The 23,369-nt window shown below is 66.3% G+C and carries 19 protein-coding genes; all 19 read left to right on the top strand.

Features of this window, described 5'->3' with window-relative positions; all coding sequences use genetic code 11:
• The first annotated feature begins 223 nt into the window (after window positions 1–223).
• The 19 genes from HGK27_RS14715 (at window position 224) to proC (ending at window position 23,249) form a co-directional block, all read left to right on the top strand.
• Window positions 224–712: a division/cell wall cluster transcriptional repressor MraZ gene (locus HGK27_RS14715; RefSeq protein ID WP_241127188.1), complete on the top strand. Its 489-nt coding sequence runs from the start codon at window positions 224–226 to the stop codon at window positions 710–712.
• Window positions 709–1,704: a 16S rRNA (cytosine(1402)-N(4))-methyltransferase RsmH gene (rsmH, locus tag HGK27_RS14710; RefSeq protein ID WP_206241501.1), complete on the top strand. Its 996-nt coding sequence runs from the start codon at window positions 709–711 to the stop codon at window positions 1,702–1,704. The genes HGK27_RS14715 and rsmH overlap by 4 nt, the downstream gene beginning before the upstream one ends.
• Entirely contained in the window at window positions 1,701–2,216 is a 516-nt protein-coding gene (locus HGK27_RS14705) for a hypothetical protein (protein ID WP_206241499.1), read from the top strand. Before rsmH ends, HGK27_RS14705 begins: the two co-directional genes overlap by 4 nt.
• Window positions 2,217–2,338: 122 nt before the next feature.
• Entirely contained in the window at window positions 2,339–4,108 is a 1,770-nt protein-coding gene (locus HGK27_RS14700; protein ID WP_206243232.1) for a peptidoglycan D,D-transpeptidase FtsI family protein, read from the top strand.
• Window positions 4,105–5,640 (top strand): UDP-N-acetylmuramoyl-L-alanyl-D-glutamate--2,6-diaminopimelate ligase, encoded by a 1,536-nt coding sequence (locus HGK27_RS14695; protein WP_206241498.1) that lies wholly within the window; start codon window positions 4,105–4,107, stop codon window positions 5,638–5,640. The genes HGK27_RS14700 and HGK27_RS14695 overlap by 4 nt, the downstream gene beginning before the upstream one ends.
• The gene (locus HGK27_RS14690; protein WP_206243231.1) at window positions 5,640–7,121 is read left to right on the top strand and encodes a UDP-N-acetylmuramoyl-tripeptide--D-alanyl-D-alanine ligase; all 1,482 of its coding nucleotides are present in this window, start codon (window positions 5,640–5,642) and stop codon (window positions 7,119–7,121) included. The genes HGK27_RS14695 and HGK27_RS14690 overlap by 1 nt, the downstream gene beginning before the upstream one ends.
• A 19-nt stretch (window positions 7,122–7,140) precedes the next feature.
• Window positions 7,141–8,211, top strand: coding sequence for a phospho-N-acetylmuramoyl-pentapeptide-transferase (gene mraY / locus HGK27_RS14685; protein ID WP_206241496.1), 1,071 nt, complete (start codon window positions 7,141–7,143; stop codon window positions 8,209–8,211).
• Window positions 8,212–8,215: 4 nt separating this feature from the next.
• Window positions 8,216–9,565: a UDP-N-acetylmuramoyl-L-alanine--D-glutamate ligase gene (murD, locus tag HGK27_RS14680; RefSeq protein ID WP_206241494.1), complete on the top strand. Its 1,350-nt coding sequence runs from the start codon at window positions 8,216–8,218 to the stop codon at window positions 9,563–9,565.
• 4 nt (window positions 9,566–9,569) lie between these two features.
• Entirely contained in the window at window positions 9,570–10,922 is a 1,353-nt protein-coding gene (locus HGK27_RS14675) for an FtsW/RodA/SpoVE family cell cycle protein (RefSeq protein ID WP_206241493.1), read from the top strand.
• 11 nt (window positions 10,923–10,933) lie between these two features.
• The gene (gene murG, locus HGK27_RS14670; RefSeq protein WP_206241492.1) at window positions 10,934–12,103 is read left to right on the top strand and encodes an undecaprenyldiphospho-muramoylpentapeptide beta-N-acetylglucosaminyltransferase; all 1,170 of its coding nucleotides are present in this window, start codon (window positions 10,934–10,936) and stop codon (window positions 12,101–12,103) included.
• Complete coding sequence (gene murC, locus HGK27_RS14665; protein WP_206241491.1) at window positions 12,100–13,509, top strand: UDP-N-acetylmuramate--L-alanine ligase; 1,410 nt, start codon at window positions 12,100–12,102, stop codon at window positions 13,507–13,509. Before murG ends, murC begins: the two co-directional genes overlap by 4 nt.
• Entirely contained in the window at window positions 13,506–14,399 is an 894-nt protein-coding gene (gene murB / locus HGK27_RS14660) for a UDP-N-acetylmuramate dehydrogenase (RefSeq protein WP_241127187.1), read from the top strand. Before murC ends, murB begins: the two co-directional genes overlap by 4 nt.
• Window positions 14,366–15,349, top strand: coding sequence for a D-alanine--D-alanine ligase (locus tag HGK27_RS14655; protein WP_206241489.1), 984 nt, complete (start codon window positions 14,366–14,368; stop codon window positions 15,347–15,349). Before murB ends, HGK27_RS14655 begins: the two co-directional genes overlap by 34 nt.
• Window positions 15,350–15,357: 8 nt before the next feature.
• Window positions 15,358–16,710 (top strand): FtsQ-type POTRA domain-containing protein, encoded by a 1,353-nt coding sequence (locus tag HGK27_RS31055; protein WP_241127185.1) that lies wholly within the window; start codon window positions 15,358–15,360, stop codon window positions 16,708–16,710.
• Entirely contained in the window at window positions 16,710–17,993 is a 1,284-nt protein-coding gene (gene ftsA, locus HGK27_RS14645) for a cell division protein FtsA (protein WP_206241487.1), read from the top strand. The genes HGK27_RS31055 and ftsA overlap by 1 nt, the downstream gene beginning before the upstream one ends.
• Before the next feature lie 158 nt (window positions 17,994–18,151).
• Window positions 18,152–19,729 carry a cell division protein FtsZ gene (ftsZ, locus tag HGK27_RS14640; RefSeq protein WP_206241485.1) on the top strand — a complete coding sequence of 526 codons (1,578 nt, stop codon included), beginning with the start codon at window positions 18,152–18,154 and terminating at the stop codon, window positions 19,727–19,729.
• Between the two features lie 63 nt (window positions 19,730–19,792).
• Window positions 19,793–21,742: an SPOR domain-containing protein gene (locus HGK27_RS14635; protein ID WP_206241484.1), complete on the top strand. Its 1,950-nt coding sequence runs from the start codon at window positions 19,793–19,795 to the stop codon at window positions 21,740–21,742.
• A gap of 189 nt (window positions 21,743–21,931) precedes the next feature.
• Window positions 21,932–22,444, top strand: coding sequence for a type III secretion system chaperone family protein (locus HGK27_RS14630; protein ID WP_068092598.1), 513 nt, complete (start codon window positions 21,932–21,934; stop codon window positions 22,442–22,444).
• A 4-nt stretch (window positions 22,445–22,448) separates the two neighbouring features.
• Complete coding sequence (gene proC / locus HGK27_RS14625; RefSeq protein ID WP_206241482.1) at window positions 22,449–23,249, top strand: pyrroline-5-carboxylate reductase; 801 nt, start codon at window positions 22,449–22,451, stop codon at window positions 23,247–23,249.
• The last annotated feature ends 120 nt before the right edge of the window (window positions 23,250–23,369 follow it).

Below are 23,369 nucleotides of genomic sequence, written 5' to 3'. Positions count from 1 at the left end.
CTTTTAAAAACAATGTTATGATTGTCTTTCGGGCATAAGGTGGCATAAATTCCCGCAATGTGGCTTCCCTGCCCGCACACGAAACGGTAAGTATTGCGCATCGGGACAGGGATTCACGGCGTTTGCTGAAAGGCAGTCGGTGTTGGCGTATCGGGCGCCGCGCCGGATCGTGGCTCTTTGTCCTTCGCTCATGGGGCTTTTTTAGCGACGGGGAAGAGACGGGGTGACTGGCAAGCCGGTCATATACAGTGGTCAGGGCTTCTCGCCGAAGGGTGACAAGGACCGCTTTGTGCTGCCCGCCGCATTCCGCAAGACCGTCACCGAATCGAGCGAGGGCAAGGGCCTGCTGCTGGTCTCCAAGCATGACAAATGGGACTGCCTGATCGGCTATGGCCTGTCGCGCCGCGAAGGGCTGATGGGTCAGATCGACCGCGAGGAAGAAATGGCCGCCCGCGCCAGCCAGCCTTTCGACCGCGACATGCGCTATTTCCAGCTCTTCGACTGCGCGGAAATCAGCTTCGACGGTTCGGGCCGCTTCATCATCCCCGCTCACCTGCGTGCACTGGGCGGGATTGGCGATGCCATCTACTATCAGGGTGCCGGTCCCTTCTTCACCCTGTGGTCGCCCGAAGTGCTCGCCCGTCAGGACGGTCCGCAATGGGCTAGTGCCCAGGCCGCCTGCGCCAGCCTGACCGAGGGGGCGCGCAAATGAGCCCCGAACTCGATCCCGCGCTCGATCCCGTCGCGCTCACCCCCGCCGACGCCCCGCATATTCCCGTGCTGATCGCTGAGGTGATTGCCGCCCTTGCACCGCGCCCCGGCGCCGTGGTGGTCGATGGCACCTTCGGGGCGGGCGGCTACACCCGCGCCCTGCTGGCGGCGGGCGCGACCGTGCATGCCTTCGATCGCGACCCCGATGCGATCCGCAATGGCCGCCTCTGGCCCGAGGCGCAGGGCGAGAACCCGCGCCTGATCCTGCACCCCCGCCGCTTCTCTGAAATGGCCGAAGCGCTGGCCGAGGCAGGCGTGCGCCAAGTCGACGGCGTCACGCTGGACATCGGCGTCTCCTCGATGCAGCTCGATCAGGCGGAGCGTGGCTTCAGCTTTTCGATGGATGCCGCGCTCGATATGCGGATGGAACAGGACGGCCCCAGCGCCGCCGATTTCGTCAACACGGCGGATGAAGCCGAAATCGCCGACGTGCTCTTCCGCTACGGCGAGGAGCGCCAGTCGCGCCGTGTCGCGCGTTTCATCGTCGGCGCGCGCCCCATCGAGACCACCGGGCAACTGGCGAACATCATTCGCCGCGCGCTGGGCCACAAGCCGCATATGCCCAAAGACCCGGCAACGCGCAGCTTTCAGGCGATCCGCATCCATGTGAACGACGAGCTGGGCGAGCTGGAGGCGGCCATGTCCGCCGCCGAGGCTCTGCTGGCGCCCGAGGGCAAGTTGGCCATCGTCAGCTTCCACAGTCTGGAAGACCGCATGGTCAAGCAGTACCTCAAGGCGGCCAGCGGCGATGTGCCCGCCACCTCGCGCTATGTGCCCGTCGCTGCCGAGGCACCGCCCGCGGTCTTCACCAAGGTTTCCAAAGCCATTCGTCCTTCGCAGGAGGAGCTGGACCGCAATCCGCGTGCCCGCTCCGCCACCTTGCGCCACGCCACCCGCACCACCACTCCCGCGCGACTTCGGAGGTCCGCATGATCATGACCCGTGACCGCCTGCACACCATCGGCTGGGGCATGGCGCTGACCATCTGTTTTGCCCTGATGATGGCGCTGACCGTGCGGGTGAACGCCGTGAAGAGCGAAGTGCGTCTGGCCGACCGCCAGATCACCGAGCTGAACCGCGAGAAGATGCTGCTCGACACCGAGTTCCAGACCCGCGCCAGCCAGCAGCAGCTCACCGCCTTCAACGATGTGGACTTCGGCCTCGAAGCGCCCAAGCCCGCGCAATATCTGGAAAATGAGCGTCAGCTCGCCGTGCTGGGCAAGGCGGCTTCGCCTGACGCACCGCCCCAGATCCGCGTGGCCAGTGCCGACGCCGATGGCCGCCCGGGCATCGTGTCGGCGGTGCAGCCGCTGGCCGGGCGCATCATCGGCTCGGCGGTGGCGGGCGAGGTGCCCCGCGATGGCGTGCGCAAGCCGCTTCGGGCCAGCCAGCTTGAGGATCGCCTCTCGCAGGTCGGTTCGCTCTCCGGCGAGCACGCGGAGTAAGCGCGATGGCCACGCGGCCCCTTGATGATCAGTCGGGTGGCGATCAACCGCGCCGTAACAGGCCTGAGGTTCGCGCCTTGGGCCATGTGCCGTTGGGGGTGCCGGCCAATGGCGCGGTCTCGATGCGCTATGGCGCCAGTGCCACGGTGATCGGCATCGGGCAGCGCCATAATGCGGTGATTTCGGCCAGCCGCGTCGATCTGGTGCATCAACGCTCGCGCGCGCTCACGGTGGCGCGCTGGCGCACCCTGCTGGTGCTGATCGGCTTTGCGCTGATCGCGCTGATCGCGGAAATCCGTATTATGCATCTGGGGCTGACCAAGACCGGTCGCGCCGATGTGCCGAGCAGTGCCTACACCGCGCGCCGCGCCGAGATTATCGACCGCAACGGCATGTCTTTGGCCCGCGCTTTCCCCGCCTATGCCCTGTGGTTCAACCCCAAGGCGCTGGGCACGGGTGAGGGCGGTGCGCTGGTGCGCAGCCCCAAGGAAGTGGCGCAGGCGCTGGTCCGCATCTTCCCCGATGAGGATGTCGATGCGCTGACCAAGCGGCTCTCCAGCGATGAGCCGGGCTATCTGCGCCGCCGCATCCTGCCGGACGAGGCCAACCGCGTTCACGCGCTGGGTGAGCCCGCGCTGGAATTCCCGCGCGAGAATGAGCGTTACTATCCGCAAGGATCGATGGGCGCGCATATCCTCGGCTTTGTCGACAACAACGGGCACGGGCAGGTCGGCCTCGAAAAGGTCTATGACCAGCGCCTGACCGATCCGGCGCAGCGCGGCACGCCGATGCAGCTCTCCATCGATGCGCGCGTGCAGGGCGCTCTGGAAGCCGACCTCGCCTGGGGTCTGGCGCGCGCTCAGGCGCGCAGCGCGGCGGGCATCGTGATGGATGTGGACACCGGCGAGGTGGTGGCTCTGGCCTCGCTGCCCGCCTTCAATCCCAATGCCATCGATGCCGAGGGTGCCAAGCACACCTTCAACCTGATCTCCAGCCAGCCCTTCGAGCTGGGCAGCGTCATCAAGCCGATCACCGTGGCTGTGGCCATCGACAATGGCGTGCTGCGCGATATGGCCACGCGCTTCCCGGCGGGCGGCCAGCGCGAGGTGGGCGGCCACCTTGTGCATGATGACGCGAATTTTGGCGCCTCGCTGAACATTCCCGAGGCGCTGATCCATTCCTCGAACATCGTGCTGGCGCAGCTGGGCGACCAGATCGGCCCGCAGCGCATGATGGACACCTTCCATCGCCTTGGCTTTGGCGAGCGTCCGCATATCGAGCTGCCCGCGCGTGGCGCCCCCATCTGGCCCAAGCCGGATTCGCATGGTCTGTGGACGCGGGTCAGCAACACCACCGTGGCCTATGGCCATGGCATCTCGATCACCGAGTTGCATCTGGCCTGTGCCTATGCCGCGCTGGTCAATGGCGGCGTGTGGCGCCCGGCCACGCTGTTCAAGCTGGACCCGGGCCATATCCCCGAAGGCCGCCGCATCTGGAAGGCCAGCACCAGCGCGCGCATCCGCCAGCTGCTGCGCGCCATCGTCTCGAACGGCACGGGCCGCAGCGCCAATGCGGCGGGCTACCGCGTGGGCGGCAAGACCGGCACCGCCGAGCGTTCGGACGCCCATGGCTATCACAAGGACAAGGTGGTCACGACCTTCGCCGCGGCCTTCCCGATGGACAAGCCGCGCTATGTGGTGATCTCCACGCTGGACGAGCCGCAGCGCAATGCCGCCACCTCCTACCAGCGGACTGCCGCATGGAATGCCGCACCCATCGTAGGGCGCTTGATTCCCAAGATCGGACCCTTGTTGGGCGTGATGCCTGATCAGACCCGCGATATCGACATTTCCGATATTGCCCCGTTGATTGCGAATGGACAAGGCGAATGAAGCTGGGCGCTCTGGCCGCGCAGGCGGGACTTGAAGGTTTCAACGAAACCGGTGACCTTGGCGTCACCGGTTTTGCCCCTTCCGGCCCCCCTTCCGGCGATGTGAACATCACCGGCTTTGCAATCGATAACCGCAAGGTTGCGCCGGGTAACGTTTTTGGCGCGTTTCCCGGCCTGCGCGTGAATGGTGAGGATTTCATTCCCGCCGCCGTGGCCGCTGGCGCTGTCGCCGTGGTGGCGCGCCCCGAGGCGAAGGTGGAAGGCGCGATCCATATCGCCGCCGCCGAACCGCGTCTGGCCTTCGCCCAGCTGGCCTCTGGCTTCTATCAGCCCGTGCCGGAAACGCTGGTGGCCGTCACCGGCACCAACGGCAAGACCTCCTGCGTGGAGATGACCCGCCAGCTGTGGCGCATGGCGGGCCATCCCGCCGCCAGCATCGGCACTTTGGGCGTCACCACGCCTCAGGAAACGACCTACACCGGGCTGACCACGCCGGACATCGTGACGTTCCTCGCCAATCTGGCCGGGCTGGCGCGTGAGGGCGTGACCCATGTCGCCTATGAGGCCTCCAGCCACGGTCTCTCGCAATATCGCAATGAAGGGCCGCGCGTGGTGGCGGGCGGTTTCACCAACCTGAGCCGCGATCACCTCGATTATCACGCCGATATGGAGGACTATTTCGCCGCCAAGATGCGCCTTTTCACTGAAGTGGTGGAAGAGGGCGGCGCAGCGGTGATCTGGGCCGATGATGAGTGGTCGGACCGCGCGATGGCTGTGGCCAGGCAGCGTGGCCTGCGCCTGCTTACCGTGGGCGAGAAGGGCGAGACCCTGCGCCTTGTCAGCCGCACGCCGGGCCTGCTGGGGCAGCAGCTGGTTGTCGAGCATGAGGGCGTTACCAGGACCATCAACCTGCCCCTGATCGGCGCCTATCAGGCCGCCAATGCGCTGGTCTCCGCCGGGCTGGCGCTGGCCAGCGGCATCGGCGCGGCGCAGGTCTTCGATGGCCTCTCGCGCCTGCAACCGGTGCGTGGCCGCCTGGAGCGCGCCGGGCTCAACCGCGCCGGGGCGCCCGCCTATGTCGATTACGCCCATACGCCCGATGCGCTGGAAGCCGCAATTGCCGCGCTGCGCCCGCATGTGCATGGCCAGCTGATCGTCGTCTTTGGCGCGGGCGGCGACCGCGATGAGGGCAAGCGCCCCGCCATGGGCCGCATCGCCGCTGATCACGCCGACATCGCCATCGTCACCGATGACAACCCGCGCGGGGAAGACCCCGCCACCATCCGCGCCGCCATTCTGGCCGGCATGGACGCGCCTCTGGCCGAGGTGTTTGAGGTGGGTGACCGGCGTGAGGCCATTGCGCGGGGGATATCTCTGGCCGAAGCGGGGGATATCGTCTTGATCGCGGGCAAGGGACATGAGCAAGGCCAGATCGTGGGGCGCGGCGATGCGATGCGCGTGCTGCCTTTCGACGATGTGGCCGTCGCCCGTGAATATGCCGGACAGGTCGCGGGGGCGCAGGAGTTAAAATGATGACGAAAAAGGCCCGCATCATGGACTGGCCCGAAGAACCCGCAGATGCGCTGCCCACCGCCCTGTGGGATGCTGCCAGCGTGGCGAAAGCCATCGGCGGCACCACGAGCGAAGACTGCTTTATCGCCAATGTCGCCACCGACTCGCGTGAGATCGGCGAGGGCGGGTTGTTCTTCGCCATGCGCGGCGAGGCGATGGACGGCCACCGCTTCATCCCCACCGCCATGACGCGCGGCGCCAGCCTTGTCGTGGCCGAACATCCCGTCGATGCGCCCCATGTGCTGGTTAAGGACAGCTTCGCCGCGCTTCAGGCCTTGGGCGCTGCCGCCCGTGCCCGCGTGCTGCCTGAGGCGAAGATCATCGGCGTCACCGGCTCGGTCGGCAAGACCAGCGTGAAAGAGGCGATCTATGCCGCGCTCGACCGGTCGAGCCGGGGCGGGGCGCATCGTTCGGTGAAAAGCTACAACAACCATGTCGGCGTGCCGCTCAGCCTGTCGCGCATGCCCGCGCGCACGCTCTATGGCATCTTCGAGATGGGGATGAACCATGCCGGGGAAATCTCCGGCCTGACGGCGCAGGTGAAGCCGCATGTCGCGGTGATCACCAACATCGCCCCGGCCCATATCGAGAATCTGGGCTCGGAAGAGGCGATTGCCGACGCCAAGGCGGAAATCTTCGAAGGTCTGGTCGAGGGCGGCACCGCCGTCATCCCCGCTGACAGCCCCTATTTCGAGCGCCTGAAGGCCGCCGCTCTGGCCAAGGGCGCGCAGGTGCTGTCTTTCGGTCGCGCGGCGCATGCCGATGTGCGGCTACTCGATGCACTGGCCTCGCCCGGGATGGGCGGACGCAGCGGCGGATCGCTGGTGACGGCCGATCTGGGCGACATTCGTCTGTGCTACACCGTGGCCTCGCCCGGTGAGCATTGGGTGATCAACTCGCTCGCCGTGATGGCCGTGGTGCGCGCTGTGGGTGCCGATTTCGGCGCGGCGGGTCTGGCCATGGCCGAGCTGGAAGGGCTGGCCGGGCGCGGTGCGCGGGTGGAGATCACCACCAAGGATGGCGGCACCGCGCTGCTGATGGATGAAAGCTACAACGCAAATCCGGCCTCGATGCGCTCCACCTTGGCGGTGCTGGGGGCGGAGAAGGCCAAGCGTCGCATCGCCGTGCTGGGCGCCATGAAGGAGCTGGGCGATTTCGGCCCGGCGCTCCATGCCCAGCTGCTGGCGCCCATCGCGGATGCCAAGGTTGATTTCGCCCTGCTGGTCGGCCCGGAAATGGCGGCGCTGGCCGAGGAGCTGGGGACAGAGGGCAAAGCCGCGCTTGGCAAGCCCATCCCCTTCGCTCATTGCCAGACCACCGATGAGGCAATCGCCCGTCTGGTCGCCTTCGGGCTGGCCGATGGCGACGCTCTGCTGGTCAAGGGTTCCAATTCTGTCGGTCTGGGCAAGCTGGTTTCCACCTTGCTCGCTCCCTCTGCTTAACGGACGATACTGAACGCCCATGCTCTACTTCCTCGCCCAGTGGTTCCATTTTGCGGGCCTGACCAATCTGGTGCGTTACCAGACGTTCCGGGCTGGCGCCGCGCTGATGACCGCGCTGATCATCGGCCTGTTCATCGGCCCGCGCTTCATCACCATGCTGCGCGCCAAGCAGGGCAAGGGCCAGCCGATCCGCGAGGACGGCCCGCAGAGCCATCTGGCCAAGCGCGGCACGCCCACCATGGGCGGCTTGATGATCCTGATCTCGCTGGTGGCATCCATGCTGCTGTGGATGGACCTGACCGATCCCTTCGTCTGGGCCTGCCTTGCCGTGACCATCGGCTTCGGCGTGATCGGCTTCCTCGACGATTACGACAAGGTGACCAAGCGCAGCACCAAGGGCGTCTCCAGCAAGGTGCGCCTGATCGCCGAATTCGCGGTGGCGGGCGTGGCGACATGGATCATCGTGCAGCACACCGGCACCAACCTCTATGTGCCCTTCCTGCCCAACACCTATATTCCGCTCAGCTATGCCTATTACCCCTTCGCGGCCTTTGTGATCGTGGGGGCGGGCAATGCGGTGAATCTGACGGACGGTCTGGACGGTCTGGCCACCATGCCCGTCATCATCGCGGCGGGCGCTTTCGCGATCATCGCTTATCTGACGGGCCGCGTGGACTACACCCATTATCTGGGCATTCCCCATGTGCCGCGTGCTGGCGAACTGGCGATCCTCTGCGCCGGGATCATGGGCGCTGGCCTTGGCTTCCTGTGGTTCAATGCGCCGCCTGCCGCCGTCTTTATGGGCGACACCGGCTCGCTGGCCTTGGGCGGCGCGCTGGGCGCCATCGCTGTGGCCGCGCATCACGAGATCGTGCTGGCGATCATCGGCGGCCTCTTCGTGATGGAGGCGGCCAGCGTGATCATTCAGGTGTTCTTCTACAAGCGCACCGGGCGCCGCATCTTCCGCATGGCGCCGATCCACCACCACTTCGAGCAGAAGGGCTGGGCCGAATCCACCGTGGTGATCCGCTTCTGGATCGTGTCGATCGTGCTGGCGCTGATCGGCCTCTCCACGCTGAAGCTGCGTTGATCCGATGATCTCCTCCCCCGCCTTTGCCGGAAAACGTTACGCGGTGCTGGGGCTGGCCCGCTCTGGCCAGACGGCTGTGGCCGCGCTGGTGGCGGGCGGGGCGCAGGTGACCGCATGGGACGCCAAGGAAGAGCCGCGCAATGCCGTGGCAGATCTCCATGGCGACAAGGTGGTGCTGGCCGATCCTTTGGCGATCGACCTCACCGGTTTTGCGGGCATGGTCGTCTCGCCGGGCGTGCCGATCAACCGCCACCCGATTGCCGATGCCGCCCGCGCCGCTGGCGTGCCGCTGATCTGCGACATCGAGCTTTTCGCCCAGAGCCGCGATTCCCTGCCCGCTCACAAGGTTGTGGGCATCACCGGCACCAACGGCAAATCCACCACCACCGCGCTGACGAAGCATCTGCTGGAGGTGGCGGGCATCCCCGCGATCATGGGCGGCAACATCGGCCTGCCCATTCTGGGTCAGGAACCGCTGCCTGCCGGGGGCGTCTATGTGCTGGAGCTGTCGTCCTATCAGATCGATCTGACGCAGCGGCTCGATTGCGAGGTGGCGGTGCTGCTCAACCTCACGCCCGATCATCTGGACCGCTATGACGGTTTCGACGGCTATGTCGCCAGCAAGGCGCGGCTGTTCGGCATGCAGGCGCTTGGGCGTCTGGCGCTGGTCGAGATGAAGGCGGAAATGGCGCTGGATGTGCTGCGCGATGCGCCCGAGGGCCAGCGCTTCACCTTCATCGAGAGCGTCGATCTGCCCGGCGATCAGGCCGACTGGCCCAGCCTTGCCGGCCCCCACAACCGCGCCAATGCGCAGGCCGCTGTCGCCGCCGTGCGCGAGTTGGGGCTGGATGACGCCACCATCGAAAAGGGGCTGAAAAGCTTCAACGGCCTGCCGCACCGCATGGAGCGCGTGGCTGAATCCGATGGCGTGATCTTCATCAACGATTCCAAGGCGACCAACCCGGCCTCCACCGCGCCCGCGCTGGCGGCTTTCCCGCCGGTCGAGGGGCATAAGCGCCTGCACTGGATCGTCGGCGGCCTGCCCAAGGGCGTGGATCTCGACGATTGCGCGGGCGGTTTCCCCAATGTGGCCGCAGCTTACACGATTGGCGATGCCGGGCCGCTGTTTGCGCAAATCCTTGCGCCCCATATGCCGGTCGTCCGCGCCGAGATGATGAGCGAGGCCATCCGCCGCGCCATCGAGGCGGCCAAGCCCGGCGATGTGGTGCTGCTCTCGCCCGCCTGCGCCAGCTTCGACCAGTTCCGCGATTTCGAGGCGCGCGGCGAGGCTTTCCGCCAGATCGTCAACGTTCTGACCGGGCAGGGTGACCCTGCTCACGGCGAGGAAGGCTGACCTCATGCCCCCCACGCCGCCCGGACCGTCCACCCCACCGCCGCCGGGCAGCCCTGCCACCGGGCCGGTCCTGACGCCTGCGCCCTATGTGCCGGGCGCCGGTGCCGGTGAGGACCACGGCAGCTGGGCCAAGCGCGCCGGTCGCGGCGAATGGGCGACATGGTGGCGCGAGATCGACCGTGTGCTGCTGGTGCTGATCTTTGCGCTGATGGGCATTGGCGCTCTGGCTGTGGCGGCGGGCTCTCCGGCGGCGGTCCATGCGCCGGCCATGGCGCGCAAGGGCTTTGGCGATCTGCACTTCTTCTATCTGCATATCGGGTTCCAGACCGCCGGTCTGATCGCCATGCTGGTCTGCTCGCGCCTCAACCGCGAACAGGCGCGGCGCGTGGGGATCATTTTGGGCTGCGCCATGCTGGTGGCGCTGATGCTGGTGCCGGTGATCGGCGCCAACATCAACGGCGCCAAGCGCTGGCTGAAGCTGGGCATCACCATCCAGCCCTCCGAGTTCCTCAAGCCCGCCTTTGCGATCTGTCTGGCATGGATTCTCTCGTGGAAGCTGCGGGATGGCAAGCTGCCGGTGATGATGATCTGTGTGGGGCTGACGGGCCTTGTGGCGGTGCTGCTGATGCTCCAGCCCGATTTCGGCTCGACGGTGCTGTTTCTGCTGGTGGGCTTCACCATGCTGCTGGTGGCGGGCCTGCCGCTCAGCCCGGCGCGCATTGGCCTCTTCGCCGGGATCGCCGCGGGCGTGGTGGCGCTGGCCTATATGTTCTACGGCAATGCCCGCAACCGTATCGACGACTTCCTGCTCAACCTCTCGGGCGGAGGCGATCAGTACGATCAGGTCCATCTGGCCTTCCGCACTTTGGTGGCGGGCGGCTGGACGGGCACCGGCCTGTGGCTCGGCACGCAGAAGAAATCCCTGCCGGAACCGCATACCGACTATATCTTCTCGGTCATCGGCGAGGAATTCGGCCTGCTGATGTGCGCCGTGGTGGTGCTGCTCTATTTCGCCATTGTGGCCCGCGTGCTGATCCGTCTGGCGCAGGAGGAAGACCTCTTCACCGTGCTGGCGGGCACCGGCCTTGTGGTGCAGATCGGCGGGCAGGCCTTCATCAACATTCTGGTCAATCTGCAGCTTTTCCCCTCCAAGGGCATGACGCTGCCGCTGATTTCCTATGGTGGTTCTTCCACCATCGCCCTGTGCATGGGGGTGGGCTTTTTGCTCGCGATCACGCGGCGCAACCCCTATCTGGCGCATGATCCGTTCCAGAGCGAGGGTAAAGGGCTGCCGCTGCATCTTGTCTCGCCCTTTTCCACCGCCTATCCGTCCAAGACCGACAACCCCAGGAAGTGAGCCCCGCCGACATGACCCAGGTCTCCCGCCATTATGTGCTGGCCGCGGGCGGCACCGGCGGCCATCTGATCCCCGCCTTCGCTCTGGCGGTGGAGCTGGAGCGACGCGGGCATCATGTCGCGCTGGTGACGGATGTGCGCGGGGCGGCGATCCCCGGTCGCCCCGAAGGGCTGACGGCGCATGTGCTGCCTGCCGGTCGTCTGCAGGGCAAGAACCCCATCAACTGGGTGAAGGGCCTGATGGCGATCATGGAAGGCCGCCGCATGGCGCTGCGCCTCTATGAAAGCTTCCAGCCCAGCGCGGTGATCGGTTTTGGCGGTTATCCGGCTTTGCCTGCCCTTCTGGCGGCCAGCAGCGCGGGCATCCCCAGCCTGATCCATGAGCAGAACGCCGTGCTGGGCCGGGTGAACCGCTTCCTTGCGGGCCGGGTGAATGCCATCGCCACTGCCAGCGCCCAGACCGACCGGCTCGACGCCAAATATGCCGAAAAGACCCATGTCATCGGCAACCCTGTGCGCGAGGAGGTGCTGCGCCTGCGTGACCAGCCTTTCCCGCCCTTCACCGAGGACGGCTTGCTGCGCGTGCTGGTGACCGGTGGTTCGCAGGGTGCGCGGGTGCTGTCCGAAGTGGTGCCCGATGGTCTGGCGATGCTGCCGCCCTCGCTGCGCACCCGCCTGCAGGTGATCCAGCAGTGCCGCGCCGAGGACATCGATGCCGTGCGCACGCGCTACGCCTCGCATGACATCCCCGCCGAGCTGGCGACCTATTTCGAGGATATGGCCACCCGTCTGGCCGATGCTCACCTGTTTATCGGTCGTTCGGGCGCCAGCACCATTGCGGAACTGACCGCTGTGGGCCGCCCCGCCATCCTTGTGCCCTTGCCCATCGCCACCGACGATCATCAGGCCGCCAATGCGCGCGAGATGGTGGTGGCGGGCGGCGCGCGCTCGATCCGTCAGGAGAAATTTACCGCCGTGGAACTGGCCAAGCAGATTCAGGCCCTGGCCCAGCGTCCCGAGACGCTGGCCAATGCCGCTCATGCCGCGTGGAATTGCGGCCATCCCAATGCCGCTGCCGATCTGGCCGATCTGGTGGAAAGCTTCGGCGCCGCGCCGCTGATGGATGTGATCAAGGTGGACACCGCTGCGGTGCCTGCCGGGGCCAAGGGGCAGCTGGCATGAAGGGCGTCGCAACGGACATCGGCACGATCCATTTCGTCGGCATCGGCGGGATCGGCATGTCGGGCATTGCCGAGGTGATGGCGAACCTTGGCTACACGGTGCAGGGCAGCGACATTGCCGAGGGCTATGTGGTGGAAGGCCTGCGCCAGCGCGGTATCAAGGTGATGATCGGCCATGCCGCCGAGAACCTTGGCGATGCCGCCGTGGTGGTGACCTCCACCGCCGTGAAGCGTGACAACCCCGAAGTGGCCGCGGCTCTGGAGCATCGCGTGCCCGTGGTGCGCCGCGCCGAAATGCTGGCCGAGCTGATGCGGCTGAAGAACACCGTCGCCGTGGCTGGTACTCACGGCAAGACGACGACCACCAGCATGGTCGCCGCGCTGCTGGACGCGGGCGGGGTGGACCCGACGGTGATCAATGGCGGGATCATCAACAGCTACGGTTCCAACGCGCGTCTGGGCGCCAGCGACTGGATGGTGGTGGAGGCCGACGAAAGCGACGGCAGCTTCCTGCGTCTGGACGGCACCATCGCGGTGGTGACCAACATCGATCCCGAGCATCTCGACCACTACGGTTCCTTTGACCGGGTGAAGCAGTGCTTCGTCGAATTTATCGAGAACGTGCCGTTCTATGGCGCGGCGGTGCTGTGCATCGACCATCCCGAGGTGCAGGCGATCATCCCCAAGGTGCGGGACCGCCGGGTCATCACTTATGGGTTCAGCGCTCAGGCTGATGTGCGCGGTGAGAATGTCACGCCTTATCCCGGCGGCAATCGCTTTACCGCTGTGCTGCGCCAGCGCGATGGTTCGTTCCGGCGCATCGAGGGAATCGAGCTGCCGATGCCGGGCCGCCACAATGTCCAGAATGCGCTGGCCGCTGTGGCTGTCGCGGTGGAGATGGGCGTGGCCGATGAGGTGATCCGGGGCGGCTTCGCCAAGTTCGGGGGCGTGAAGCGCCGCTTCACCAAGGTGGGCGAGGTGGATGGCACCACGATCATCGATGATTACGGCCACCATCCGGTCGAGATTCGCGCCGTGTTGGCGGCTGCGCGTGAAAGCGTGCAGAACCGGGTGATCGCCGTGGTGCAGCCGCATCGCTTTACCCGTCTGCGCGATCATCTCGATGATTTCGCCGCTGCCTTCAACGATGCCGATATCGTCTATGCCGCGCCGGTCTATGCCGCTGGCGAGCAGCCTATCGATGGTGTCGATTCCGCCGCCATGGTGCAGGGCATCAAGGCGCGGGGCCATCGCAGCGCCCATCTGATCGCGGGCGCCGACGATCTGGCGGGCACGCTGGCCGATGTGATCCAGCCGGGCGATATGGTCGTGTGCCTTGGTGCGGGCGATATCACCAAATGGGCTGCCGGGCTGGCGCCTGCCATTGCGGAGCGCAAGGGCCTGTGAGTTGGACGCCGCCTCCTGTTGCCGGGCGTTTGACGGCTGATGCTCCACTGGCCCCGCTGGTGTGGTTCAAGAGCGGCGGCGTGGCGCAGTGGCTGTTCGAGCCCAAGGACGTGGACGACCTGCGCGGCTTTCTGGCGCAGCTTCCCGCCGATGTGCCGGTGATGGCGCTGGGGCTGGGCAGCAATCTGATCGTGCGCGATGGCGGCGTGCCGGGCGTTGTGGTCCGTCTGGGCAAGGCCTTTGCCAAGGTCGAGAAGCTGGATGATCTGACGCTGAACTGCGGCGGCGGGGCCAGTGGTATTCTGGTCTCCTCCACGGCGCGCGATGCGGCGATTGCCGGGCTGGAATTCCTGCGCTCGATCCCCGGCACGGTTGGTGGCTTTGTCCGCATGAACGGCGGCGCCTATGGGCGTGAGGTGAAGGATATCCTCGTCGATTGCGACGTGGTGACGCGCGATGGCCAGCTGGCCACTCTGCAGTTGCCCGCGCTGGGCTACACCTATCGCCATTCCGATCTGGCCGAGGGGGCGATTGTCGTCTCCGCCCGTTTTCGTGGCGTTCCGGGCGAATCCGAGGCCATCCAGGCCGAAATGGACCGCATTTCCGCCAGCCGCGAGGCCAGTCAGCCCCTGCGCAGCAAGACTGGCGGTTCCACCTTCAAGAACCCTCCGGGCGAGCGCGCCTGGGAGCTGGTCGACCGCGCCGGATGCCGGGGGCTGACCATCGGCGGCGCTCAGGTCAGCGAGAAGCACACCAATTTCCTTATCAACACCGGCACGGCCACCAGCGCGGACATCGAGATGCTGGGTGATGAAGTCCGCCGCCGGGTGAAAGACAACTCCGGCGTCGAGCTGGAATGGGAAATCAAGCGAGTAGGCAAGACACTGTGACCAAGCTGCCCCACCTTCATATCGCCGTGCTGATGGGCGGCTGGTCCTCGGAACGCCCCGTTTCGCTGATGAGCGGGAACGGCGTGGCCGATGCTCTGGAAAGCCGGGGTCATAAGGTCACGCGCATCGATATGGGCCGCGATGTCGCCCTCAAGTTGGCCGAGGCGAAGCCCGATGTGGTGTTCAACGCTCTGCATGGCGCTCCCGGAGAGGATGGCACGGTGCAGGGCATGATGGATCTGATGGGCCTGACCTACACCCATTCCGGCCTGACCAGCAGCGTCATCGCCATCGACAAGGAGCTGACCAAGCAGGCGCTGATCCCGCATGGCATCCCCATGCCGGGCGGGCGCATCGTCAAAAGCGCGGAGCTGTTCGAGAAGGACCCGCTGCCGCGCCCTTATGTGTTGAAGCCTGCCTGCGAGGGCTCCAGCGTTGGCGTGGCCATCGTGACGGCCAGCGGCAATTATGGCGATCCCATCGGGCGCGATGTTGAGGGCCCGTGGCACCATTTCCCCGAGCTGATGGCCGAGCCTTTCATTCGCGGCAAGGAACTCACCACCGCCGTGCTGGGCGACAAGGCTTTGATGGTGACGGAGCTGATCCCCACCACCGAATTCTACGATTTCGATGCGAAGTACACCGATGGCCTCACTCGCCATATGTGCCCTGCCGAGATCCCCGAAGAGATCGCTCAGGCCTGCAAGGATATTGCTCTGCGCGCGCATCAGCTGCTGGGCTGCAAGGGCACCAGCCGCAGCGACTTTCGCTGGGACGATGAGCAGGGCGTGGAAGGCCTGTTCCTGCTGGAGGTCAACACCCAGCCGGGCATGACGCCGCTCAGCCTCGTGCCCGAGCAGGCGCGGCATCTGGGCATGGATTACGCCGATCTGGTCGAGGCCATCGTTGCCGAAGCGTTGAGCGACGCGAAGGCGAAGCAGGGGGCATAAACCAACCGATGAGCCAGAAGCTGAAACGCGGCGGCGCCAGCGCCCGCAAGCAGGCCAGCAAGGCCAGCAACGCCCGCAAGGTGGCGGTGGCGCGTGCCCGCACCGGCACGGCGCTGGACCGCGCGCTGGCGCTGCTGCCCTTCAGCGAGGCTCAGCTGCACCGCATTTTTCTGGTGACCATTCTGGGCTGTGCTTTGGGTCTGGCCTGGCTGGTGATGGTGCTGGCCGGGGTGCCCGCCATGGCCACGCAGCAGGTGGCTTCCATTGCCTCGCAGGCCGGGTTTCAGGTGCGCCGCGTGGAAGTGCATGGCGTCAAGCATCTCAACGAGCTGAAGGTCTATGAACGCGTGCTGGCCCAGCGCGACCGCGCCATGCCGCTGGTCGATCTGGAAGCCGTGCGCGACGATCTGCTGCAATTGAGCTGGGTGGAAGACGCCCGCGTCTCGCGCGAATTGCCTGATACGCTGGTCGTCGATATCGTCGAGCGCAAGCCCGGCCCCGTGCTGCGCGAGGGCCAGAAGCTGACGCTGATCGATGCGGGCGGCCACCGTCTGGAGCCCATCGCGCCCGCGCGTGCCAAGGGCAAGCTGGTGCTGTCGGGCGATGGCGTGGCGGATAAGGTGGGCGATCTCACCACGCTGCTCGATGCCGCGCCCGCCTTGCGCCCGCAGGTGGCCGAGGCCGAGTGGGTGGGCAACCGCCGCTGGAACCTCACCTTCAAGACCAATCAGGTGCTGGCCCTGCCCGAGGGTGACAAGGTCGGCGCCGATGCGCTGATGGCCTTTGCGCGGCTTGATGGCACCAACCGCCTGCTGGGTGGCCGTGTGGTGGCCTTCGATATGCGCTCGCCCGACCGGATCTATATGCGCGTGCCGGGCAGCTCGACCAATGGCATGCCCGACAGTCCGCTGGCGGTGGCTGCACCCACGCCGGACGCGGATGCGACCGCCACGCCCGGCGAGGCCAAGCCCGAAGCGCCCAAGCCCGCCGCCAAGCCTCAGGCAGGCAGCAAGCCCAAGGCCACCACGCCGCATCACGAAACCGCCGAGCATGTTGGCGTGATCCGCAATGCGCTGGCCCATGTCGGCCCGAGCGAGCATGCGGTGAAGCATGAAGCGCATAAGCCCGCGCCCGAGCATAAAGCCGCGCCTGCCCATAAGCCTGCGCCTGCGCACAAGCCTGACCACAAGCCAGCCCCGGCCCACAAGCCTGAGCATAAGCCGACCCCGGCGCCGCATAAGGCAGCGCCCGCTCACAAGGCTCCTGCCCACAAACCCGCCGCCGCGCATAAGCCGGACCATAAGACCCCAGCCCATAAGGCCCCCGACCATAAGGCGCCTCATCACAAGGACGCCCATTGATGGTCGCACCCCGGATCGTCAGTGCCTTTGGCGCGGTCAACATCGGCTCTTTCCGCATTTCGGCGATCATTGCCGGGCGCACGGAAACCGGCGAATTGCTGGTGCTGGGCAGCGGGCACCGCGCGGCGCAAGGCGTGAAGCGCGGCTATGTGGTGGACATGCACGCCGCCACCTATGCCGTGCGTGACGCCATCGAGCGTGCCGAGAAGATGGCTGGCACCAGCGTGCAGGCGGTCTCCATCGGCTGCAGCGGGGCCGGGCTGACCAGCCAGATCACGCAGGTCGAGGCCGACATCGGCGGCCGCCGCATCGAGGACGATGATATCGAGCATCTGCTCTCCGGCGCCTGCGGGGTGATCCAGCCCGACGGGCGCGTGGTGCTGCATGCCCAGCCCGCGCATTACACGCTGGATGGCGCGCATGGCGTGTCCAACCCCAAGGGGCTGCATGCCGGGCGTCTGGGCGTGGATATTCATGTGATGCTGGGCGATGGCGGCCCGGTGCGCAACCTGACCGAGGCGGTGCAGAACGCGCATCTGCAGGTGACCTCTGTGGTGGCCTCGCCGATTGCCGCCGGTTACGCCTGCCTTGCACCCGAAGAGCGCGAGTTGGGCGTGGCGCTGGTGGAGTTCGGCGCGGAAGTCACCACCGTCTCGCTGTTTGCGGCGAGCATGCTGGTGGGGCTCACGACCATTCCCATGGGCTCGGGCGATATCACCGATGCGATTGCCTCCTCCTTCGGCATCCGCCGTTTTCAGGCCGAGCGGCTGAAATGCGTCAATGGCTCGGCCATCGCCAGCCCGGCGGATCACCGCGAGATGATCCCCATCAACGGCCCGGGCGAGGAAGGCACAGGCGGCCAGCTGGCCCGCCATGCCGATGACAAGAACCGCATTCCCCGCGCCGAGCTGATCACCGTGATCACCACCCAGCTCGGGCGGCTGATGGATGAGGTCAACCGGGTGCTGAAAGCCATGGGCTTTGCCGGGGCCGGGGCGGGGCAGGTGGTCTTCACCGGCGGCGGTGCTGAACTGGCAGGGCTTGCCGATTTCGCGCAGGGGGCTTTGGGCCGTCCGGTGCGCATCGGGCGCCCCATGGCCATCAAGGGCCTGCCCGAAGCGCATTCCACGCCGGGCTTTTCGACTTTGGCCGGTCTGGTGCTTTATGCCGCCGCAGACCCCGTCGATATACGCAGATTAAGCCAGGCACAGCGCCGAACCACGCGGTTTTCGGGCTCCGGACTGATGAACCGTGTGCTGCATGCGCTGAAGGAATATTTTTGAGGTGGCGTTGAAAGCGCGCCATCGCCAACAACGACTGTGGACAAATGGCAAATGCGCTTTGCACCGCTGAGTCGAAGCGTGCATTTTAAAGAGATAGTCTGACGCGACTCCCTTAGCTGAATTCAGGGCGGCAGGGAGCAGACTGGAGGAGTATGGCAATGAGCATCAATATCGGTCCGCCTGCCGTCGAGGAGCTGCGCCCGCGCATCACCGTCATCGGAGTTGGCGGCGCCGGAGGCAACGCCATCGCCAACATGATCAACGCCGAGATCGAGGGTGTCGACTTTGTCGTCGCCAACACCGATGCTCAGGCGCTGAACAATTCGATCGCCAAGAACCGCATCCAGCTGGGGCTTGAGATCACCAAGGGTCTGGGCGCCGGTGCCCGTCCCGAGGTCGGTCGCGCTGCGGCTGAGGAAACCATCGCCGAGATCGAGCGGGCGCTCGAAGGCGTGCATATGTGCTTTATCGCTGCCGGTATGGGCGGCGGCACGGGCACGGGCGCGGCTCCGGTGATCGCCAAGGTGGCGCGCGACAAGGGCGTGCTGACCGTGGGCGTGGTGACCAAGCCCTTCCTGTTCGAAGGCACGCGCCGCATGCGCAGCGCCGACGCGGGTATCGAGGAGCTGCAGAAGCACGTCGATACGCTGATCGTCATCCCGAACCAGAACCTGTTCCTGATCGCCAAGGCGGAAACCACCTTCAAGGAAGCTTTCGAGCTGGCCGATGAGGTGCTTCAGCAGGGCGTGCGCTCGATCACCGATCTGATGGTGATGCCGGGCCTGATCAACCTCGACTTTGCCGACGTGCGTTCGGTGATGGCCGAGATGGGCAAGGCCATGATGGGCACCGGCGAGGGCAGCGGCGAACATCGCGCGCTGGAAGCCGCGGAGCGCGCCATCGCCAACCCGCTGCTCGATGGCGTGTCGATGCAGGGCGCCAAGGGCGTCATCATCTCGATCATCGGCGGCGACGACATGAAGCTGCTGGAGGTCGATGAGGCCGCCAACCACATCCGTGAGCTGGTCGATCCCAACGCCAACATCATCTGGGGCAGCGCCTTCAACCCTGATCTGCAGGGCAAGATCCGCGTCTCGGTGGTGGCCACCGGCATCGAGCAGACCGCGCAGATGGCCGAAGAGGCCAGCCGCCCCTTCACGATGAACGCCGCGCGTGGCCCCGCCCGCCCGTCGATCTCGGTGCCCGGCGCGCCCATGGCGCAGCCGATCGTGCCGCCTGCCGGCCCGGCGCTGACCATTCCGCCCGCGCAGCCCGCGCCGCATGTCAACTTCGCCCCGGCCAGCTTCACACCCGAGCCGCAGCAGGCCCCGCAGCCGGTGTTCACGCCGCTCTCGGCCCCGCAGGTTGAGGAGCCGCTGGATCTGGAGCTGGGTCAGGAAGCGCCCGGCGGCCCCGATGAGCTGCTGCTCGATGCCAGCCGTCTGGCCGATTTCGACGGTCCGGCGCCTGCTCGCCGCCGCAATCTGCTGTCCGAGCATGAGCAGCCGCAGCAGGGCCATCAGGCGCATCAGCCCTATGCCCCGCTGGAGCCCTCGCAGCGCTTCACGCCCGCGCCGGAGCAGTCGGTGCGTCCTGCCGGCTCCTCGGGCGGCACGCTGTTCGAGCGGATGGCCAATCTGGCCGGTCGCCGCCACAGCGATGACGACGATCATGATGGCGATGAGGGTGGGGCGATCAACATCCCGCGCTTCCTCGGTCGCCAGAACAATCAGTAAGTTGAGGCAAGACGGTCGGGCCCTTCGGGGCCCGGCCCATTTTCATGAACAGGATAGGGTTCGATGAGCGGTGATCGCCAGGCACGGGCGCGGCATGGGCTGGGCCTGATGCCGGGATCGGACATGCGCGGCAGGCTGACCCTTATGGGCGCGGCCTCGCTGGGTTGCATGATGGTGAGCGCTGTGGCTGGTTCCGCTGCCATGGCGCAGAGCCTGCCGGTGGTGTCGCATCCGGTGGTGCAGCCGCTGCCCACGGGGCACAATCAGGCGCAGGTTCCCAGCAATGATCCGGCGCGGCAGCTCAGCAATGCGCTGGCACGGATCGCCAGCAATCCTTCCGATGCCGAGGCTCTGCTCGATGCGGGCAATGCCGCCACGGCACTGGGCGATACCGCTTCGGCGGAAGGCTTTTATGCCCGCGCCGAAAAGCTGGCCCCCGGCAATCCGCATGCTCTGGCCGCTCTGGCGGTCTCCAAACTGCATGGCGAGGACCCGGTCGGGGCCATTCCCATGTTCGAGCAGGCCTCGCAGGGGATGGTGTTGAGCGGTGATCAGCTGGCCGATCGCGGCCTGTCCTATGATCTGGTGGGCGACAATGCCTCGGCCCAGCGCTATTATCGCGAGGCGCTGGCCAATGGCGCCACGGATGAGGCGGTGCGCCGTCTGGCGCTGAGCCAGGCCATTGCCGGTGACCGCAAATCGATGGAAACCACGCTGGCGCCGCTGCTTCAGAAGCAGGATCGCGCGGCCTGGCGCACCCGCGCCTTCGCTTTCGCCATTCTGGGGCGTGAGGATGAGGCCGAGGCCATCGCCCGCTCGACCATGCCTGCCGAGCTGGCCAATGGCATGTCGCCCTATCTGCGTTTCATGCGCAAGCTGACCCCGGCGCAGCAGGCGGCGGCGGCCAATCTGGGCCGCTTCCCGCATGCCTCGCAGATCGGCAAGGACGATCCGCGGATTGCGGCCTATGCTTCGCAGCATGGCATCCGCCATCTGGCCGCCGCCGATGCGCCGCTGGCGCCTGCCGGGGCACCGCTGGGAACGCCCGCCGCTGCCACGCCTCAGCCGACGAAGCTGGCCGCCAACACGAAGAAAACCCGTGGCTGGAAGGGTGGGGCGCCGATCGACACCACGCCCGCGCCCGCAGCGCCCCCCTCCGCCGCCAGCAATCCGCTGCCGCCCGAGCCCAATCCTTCGCGCGAAGTGTCGCCGCCGCCTGCTCTGGCCAGCGCGGCGCGTCGCCCGGCGCCGGTGGCTACCCCCGTGGCCGCGAAAGCCGATGCCGAGCTGCCGCCGATCTCCGGCACGGCCATGCCTCAGAGCGCAGCCACACCTCCGCCCGCGCTCGCCATGGCGGGTGAGAAGCCGCATCAGGAAGCCAGCCGTTTCGATCTGGGCCGTCTGCCGCCTGCGGAAACCACGCCTGCCGCGGCGCCTGCCATGCCCGGCCCCGTCGCCGCTGTGCCGCCTGCGCCGGGCGTGACCGCCCCGCCGCCGCCGCCGGTGACCTTTGTGGCAGCCGAGCCTGCTGCGCCGGTTCATGTGAAGACTGCGGCCAAGGCTCCCGGCAGGGCGCCGTCTCACAAGCCGAGTTTTGCCGAGGCCTTTTCCGAATGGGGCAGTCCTTCGGGGCATAAGGAAGTCGGCCGCAAGGAGGCTGCCGAGGCGCCTGCTTCGGGCGCGGTCGATATTCGCAAGATCAAGGCGCCGCGTCCTGCGCCCAAGGCGCCGCCGCCGCCCAAATATCCCAGCCGCGTCTGGGTGCAGGTGGGCGTGGGCCGCGATTTCAAGCGCATCGCCTATGACTGGCGCCAGATGAGCCGGGACTATGCCAAGATTCTCAAGGGCATGCCTGCCTGGACCACCGATTGGGGGCGCACCAACCGCGTGCTGGTCGGGCCGTTTGACGATCAGGCCGATGCCAAGGCGTTTGAGGCCAAGCTGAAGAAGGCGGGCCGTGAGGGCGCCTTCATGTGGCTCTCGGATGAAGGTCAGGAGGTTGATCCTCTCTGAGCGACATGGTTGACCCGCTCTGAAACAAAGTGGGTGATGTGCCGTATTGAGAAAGGGGTTCGCCCTTATCCACAGTCTGTACACAGACTTGTGGTGTTATACGCAGGCCAGAACGGAGCTTGGTTTTACAATCGGCTACAGGCCAAGCATCCATGGCAAAGAGGTGCTTAACCACCAGGATGCGGGTGAATGGTGACAAGAACTGTGCAGGACGACTTGCCACGCCACGAGGATAGCGCGCCGGTAGAGATGCTGGCGGCGCTGTTCGAGGCGCGCGGCTGGACCTATGATTTCGTCAGCGATGACGAGATCACCGGCGAGGTGCAGGGCAGCTGGGCCACCTATCAGCTGCGCGGCATCTGGCGCAGCGAGGACAATGTCCTCCAGCTGCTGTGCCTGCCCGACATCCGCGTGCCCGATGACAAGAAACCGGCCATGTTCGAGGTGGTCAGCCTGATCAACGAACAGCTGTGGCTGGGGCATTTCGACGTGTGGTCGAACAATGCCGTGCTGCTTTATCGCCATGGGCTGATGCTGGGCGATGATGGCATGATCAGCCTTGGGCAGGCGCAGATGCTGGTGGAAGTGGCCGTGGAGGAGTGCGACCGCTTCTATCCCGCCTTCCAGTTCATTCTCTGGGGCGACAAGAGCCCCGCCGACGCGCTGGCCAGCGCCCTTGTCGATGCTGCCGGAGAGGCCTGATTCCATGAGTTTTCCTGAAAAGATCCTGATCATCGGCTGCGGCAATATGGGCGGCGCGATGCTGGCCGGCTGGCTGCGCGGCGGCGTGGCGGCGGACCGTTTCACCGTGGTCGATCCCAGGCTGGAGGCCGCGCCCGAAGGCGTGCGCCTGCTGCGCGAGCTGCCCGTGGGCGAGGTGTTCGACCTCATGCTGCTGGGCGTGAAGCCGCAGATGCTGGACGATGTGGCCGGGCAGCTGACGGCGCTGGCCGGGGCAGGGACGGTTGTGCTCTCCATTCTGGCCGGTGCCGAACTGGCCAGCCTTGCCACGCGCTTCCCCGATGCCAAGGGTATCGTCCGCGTGATGCCGAATCTGGCCGCTGCTCTGGGTGAAAGCCCGATGGGCGTGGCCGCTCAGGGCCTGTCGGAAGACGAGAAGGCCGGGCTCACCGCCTTCCTCAGCCATCTGGGCACGCCCGAATGGGTGGGCGAGGATCTGTTTCATGCCGTGACCGCTCTGGCCGGTTCCGGCCCGGCCTTTGTCTATCGCATCATTGATGCGCTGGCGACGGGCGGTGTGGCGCTGGGGCTCGATCCCGATCAGGCGCTGCGTCTGGCGCGTTCGATGGTGCAGGGCGCGGCTGATCTGGCGATGGCCTCGCCCTATGATCCGGGCGAGCTGGCGCGCCGTGTGGCCAGCCCCGGCGGCACCACGCAGGCCGGGCTCGATGTGCTGGATGCCGATGGCGCTGCGCTGGCGCTGATGCAGGCCACGCTGAACGCCGCTGAAAAGCGTAGCCGTGAAATGGCTGAAGAGGCTCGATAAAAGCGGGAACGCTCGAACATATTCAGCGTTTGTCCATGGATGTTGTGTCAGAAACATTTTGGCACAAAGATCTCTTGCCGGATTCGCTTGAAACCTCAGGCGATCGGCATGATATTAAAG

Origin of the sequence: Novosphingobium terrae (assembly GCF_017163935.1) — a bacterium.
Taxonomy (GTDB): Bacteria; Pseudomonadota; Alphaproteobacteria; order Sphingomonadales; family Sphingomonadaceae; genus Novosphingobium; species Novosphingobium terrae.
Note: the sequence above shows the minus strand (reverse complement) of the source record. Positions and strands in the feature narration are given on the sequence as shown.

Coding starts and splice junctions, on each gene's coding strand:
- rsmH (WP_206241501.1), top strand. CDS start 709: ATGAGCCCCGAACTCGATCCCGCGCTCGATCCCGTCGCGCTCACCCCC.
- HGK27_RS14705 (WP_206241499.1), top strand. CDS start 1,701: ATGATCATGACCCGTGACCGCCTGCACACCATCGGCTGGGGCATGGCG.
- HGK27_RS14700 (WP_206243232.1), top strand. CDS start 2,339: ATGCGCTATGGCGCCAGTGCCACGGTGATCGGCATCGGGCAGCGCCAT.
- HGK27_RS14695 (WP_206241498.1), top strand. CDS start 4,105: ATGAAGCTGGGCGCTCTGGCCGCGCAGGCGGGACTTGAAGGTTTCAAC.
- HGK27_RS14690 (WP_206243231.1), top strand. CDS start 5,640: ATGACGAAAAAGGCCCGCATCATGGACTGGCCCGAAGAACCCGCAGAT.
- mraY (WP_206241496.1), top strand. CDS start 7,141: ATGCTCTACTTCCTCGCCCAGTGGTTCCATTTTGCGGGCCTGACCAAT.
- murD (WP_206241494.1), top strand. CDS start 8,216: ATGATCTCCTCCCCCGCCTTTGCCGGAAAACGTTACGCGGTGCTGGGG.
- HGK27_RS14675 (WP_206241493.1), top strand. CDS start 9,570: ATGCCCCCCACGCCGCCCGGACCGTCCACCCCACCGCCGCCGGGCAGC.
- murG (WP_206241492.1), top strand. CDS start 10,934: ATGACCCAGGTCTCCCGCCATTATGTGCTGGCCGCGGGCGGCACCGGC.
- murC (WP_206241491.1), top strand. CDS start 12,100: ATGAAGGGCGTCGCAACGGACATCGGCACGATCCATTTCGTCGGCATC.
- HGK27_RS14655 (WP_206241489.1), top strand. CDS start 14,366: ATGGGAAATCAAGCGAGTAGGCAAGACACTGTGACCAAGCTGCCCCAC.
- HGK27_RS31055 (WP_241127185.1), top strand. CDS start 15,358: ATGAGCCAGAAGCTGAAACGCGGCGGCGCCAGCGCCCGCAAGCAGGCC.
- ftsA (WP_206241487.1), top strand. CDS start 16,710: ATGGTCGCACCCCGGATCGTCAGTGCCTTTGGCGCGGTCAACATCGGC.
- ftsZ (WP_206241485.1), top strand. CDS start 18,152: ATGAGCATCAATATCGGTCCGCCTGCCGTCGAGGAGCTGCGCCCGCGC.
- HGK27_RS14635 (WP_206241484.1), top strand. CDS start 19,793: ATGAGCGGTGATCGCCAGGCACGGGCGCGGCATGGGCTGGGCCTGATG.
- HGK27_RS14630 (WP_068092598.1), top strand. CDS start 21,932: ATGGTGACAAGAACTGTGCAGGACGACTTGCCACGCCACGAGGATAGC.
- proC (WP_206241482.1), top strand. CDS start 22,449: ATGAGTTTTCCTGAAAAGATCCTGATCATCGGCTGCGGCAATATGGGC.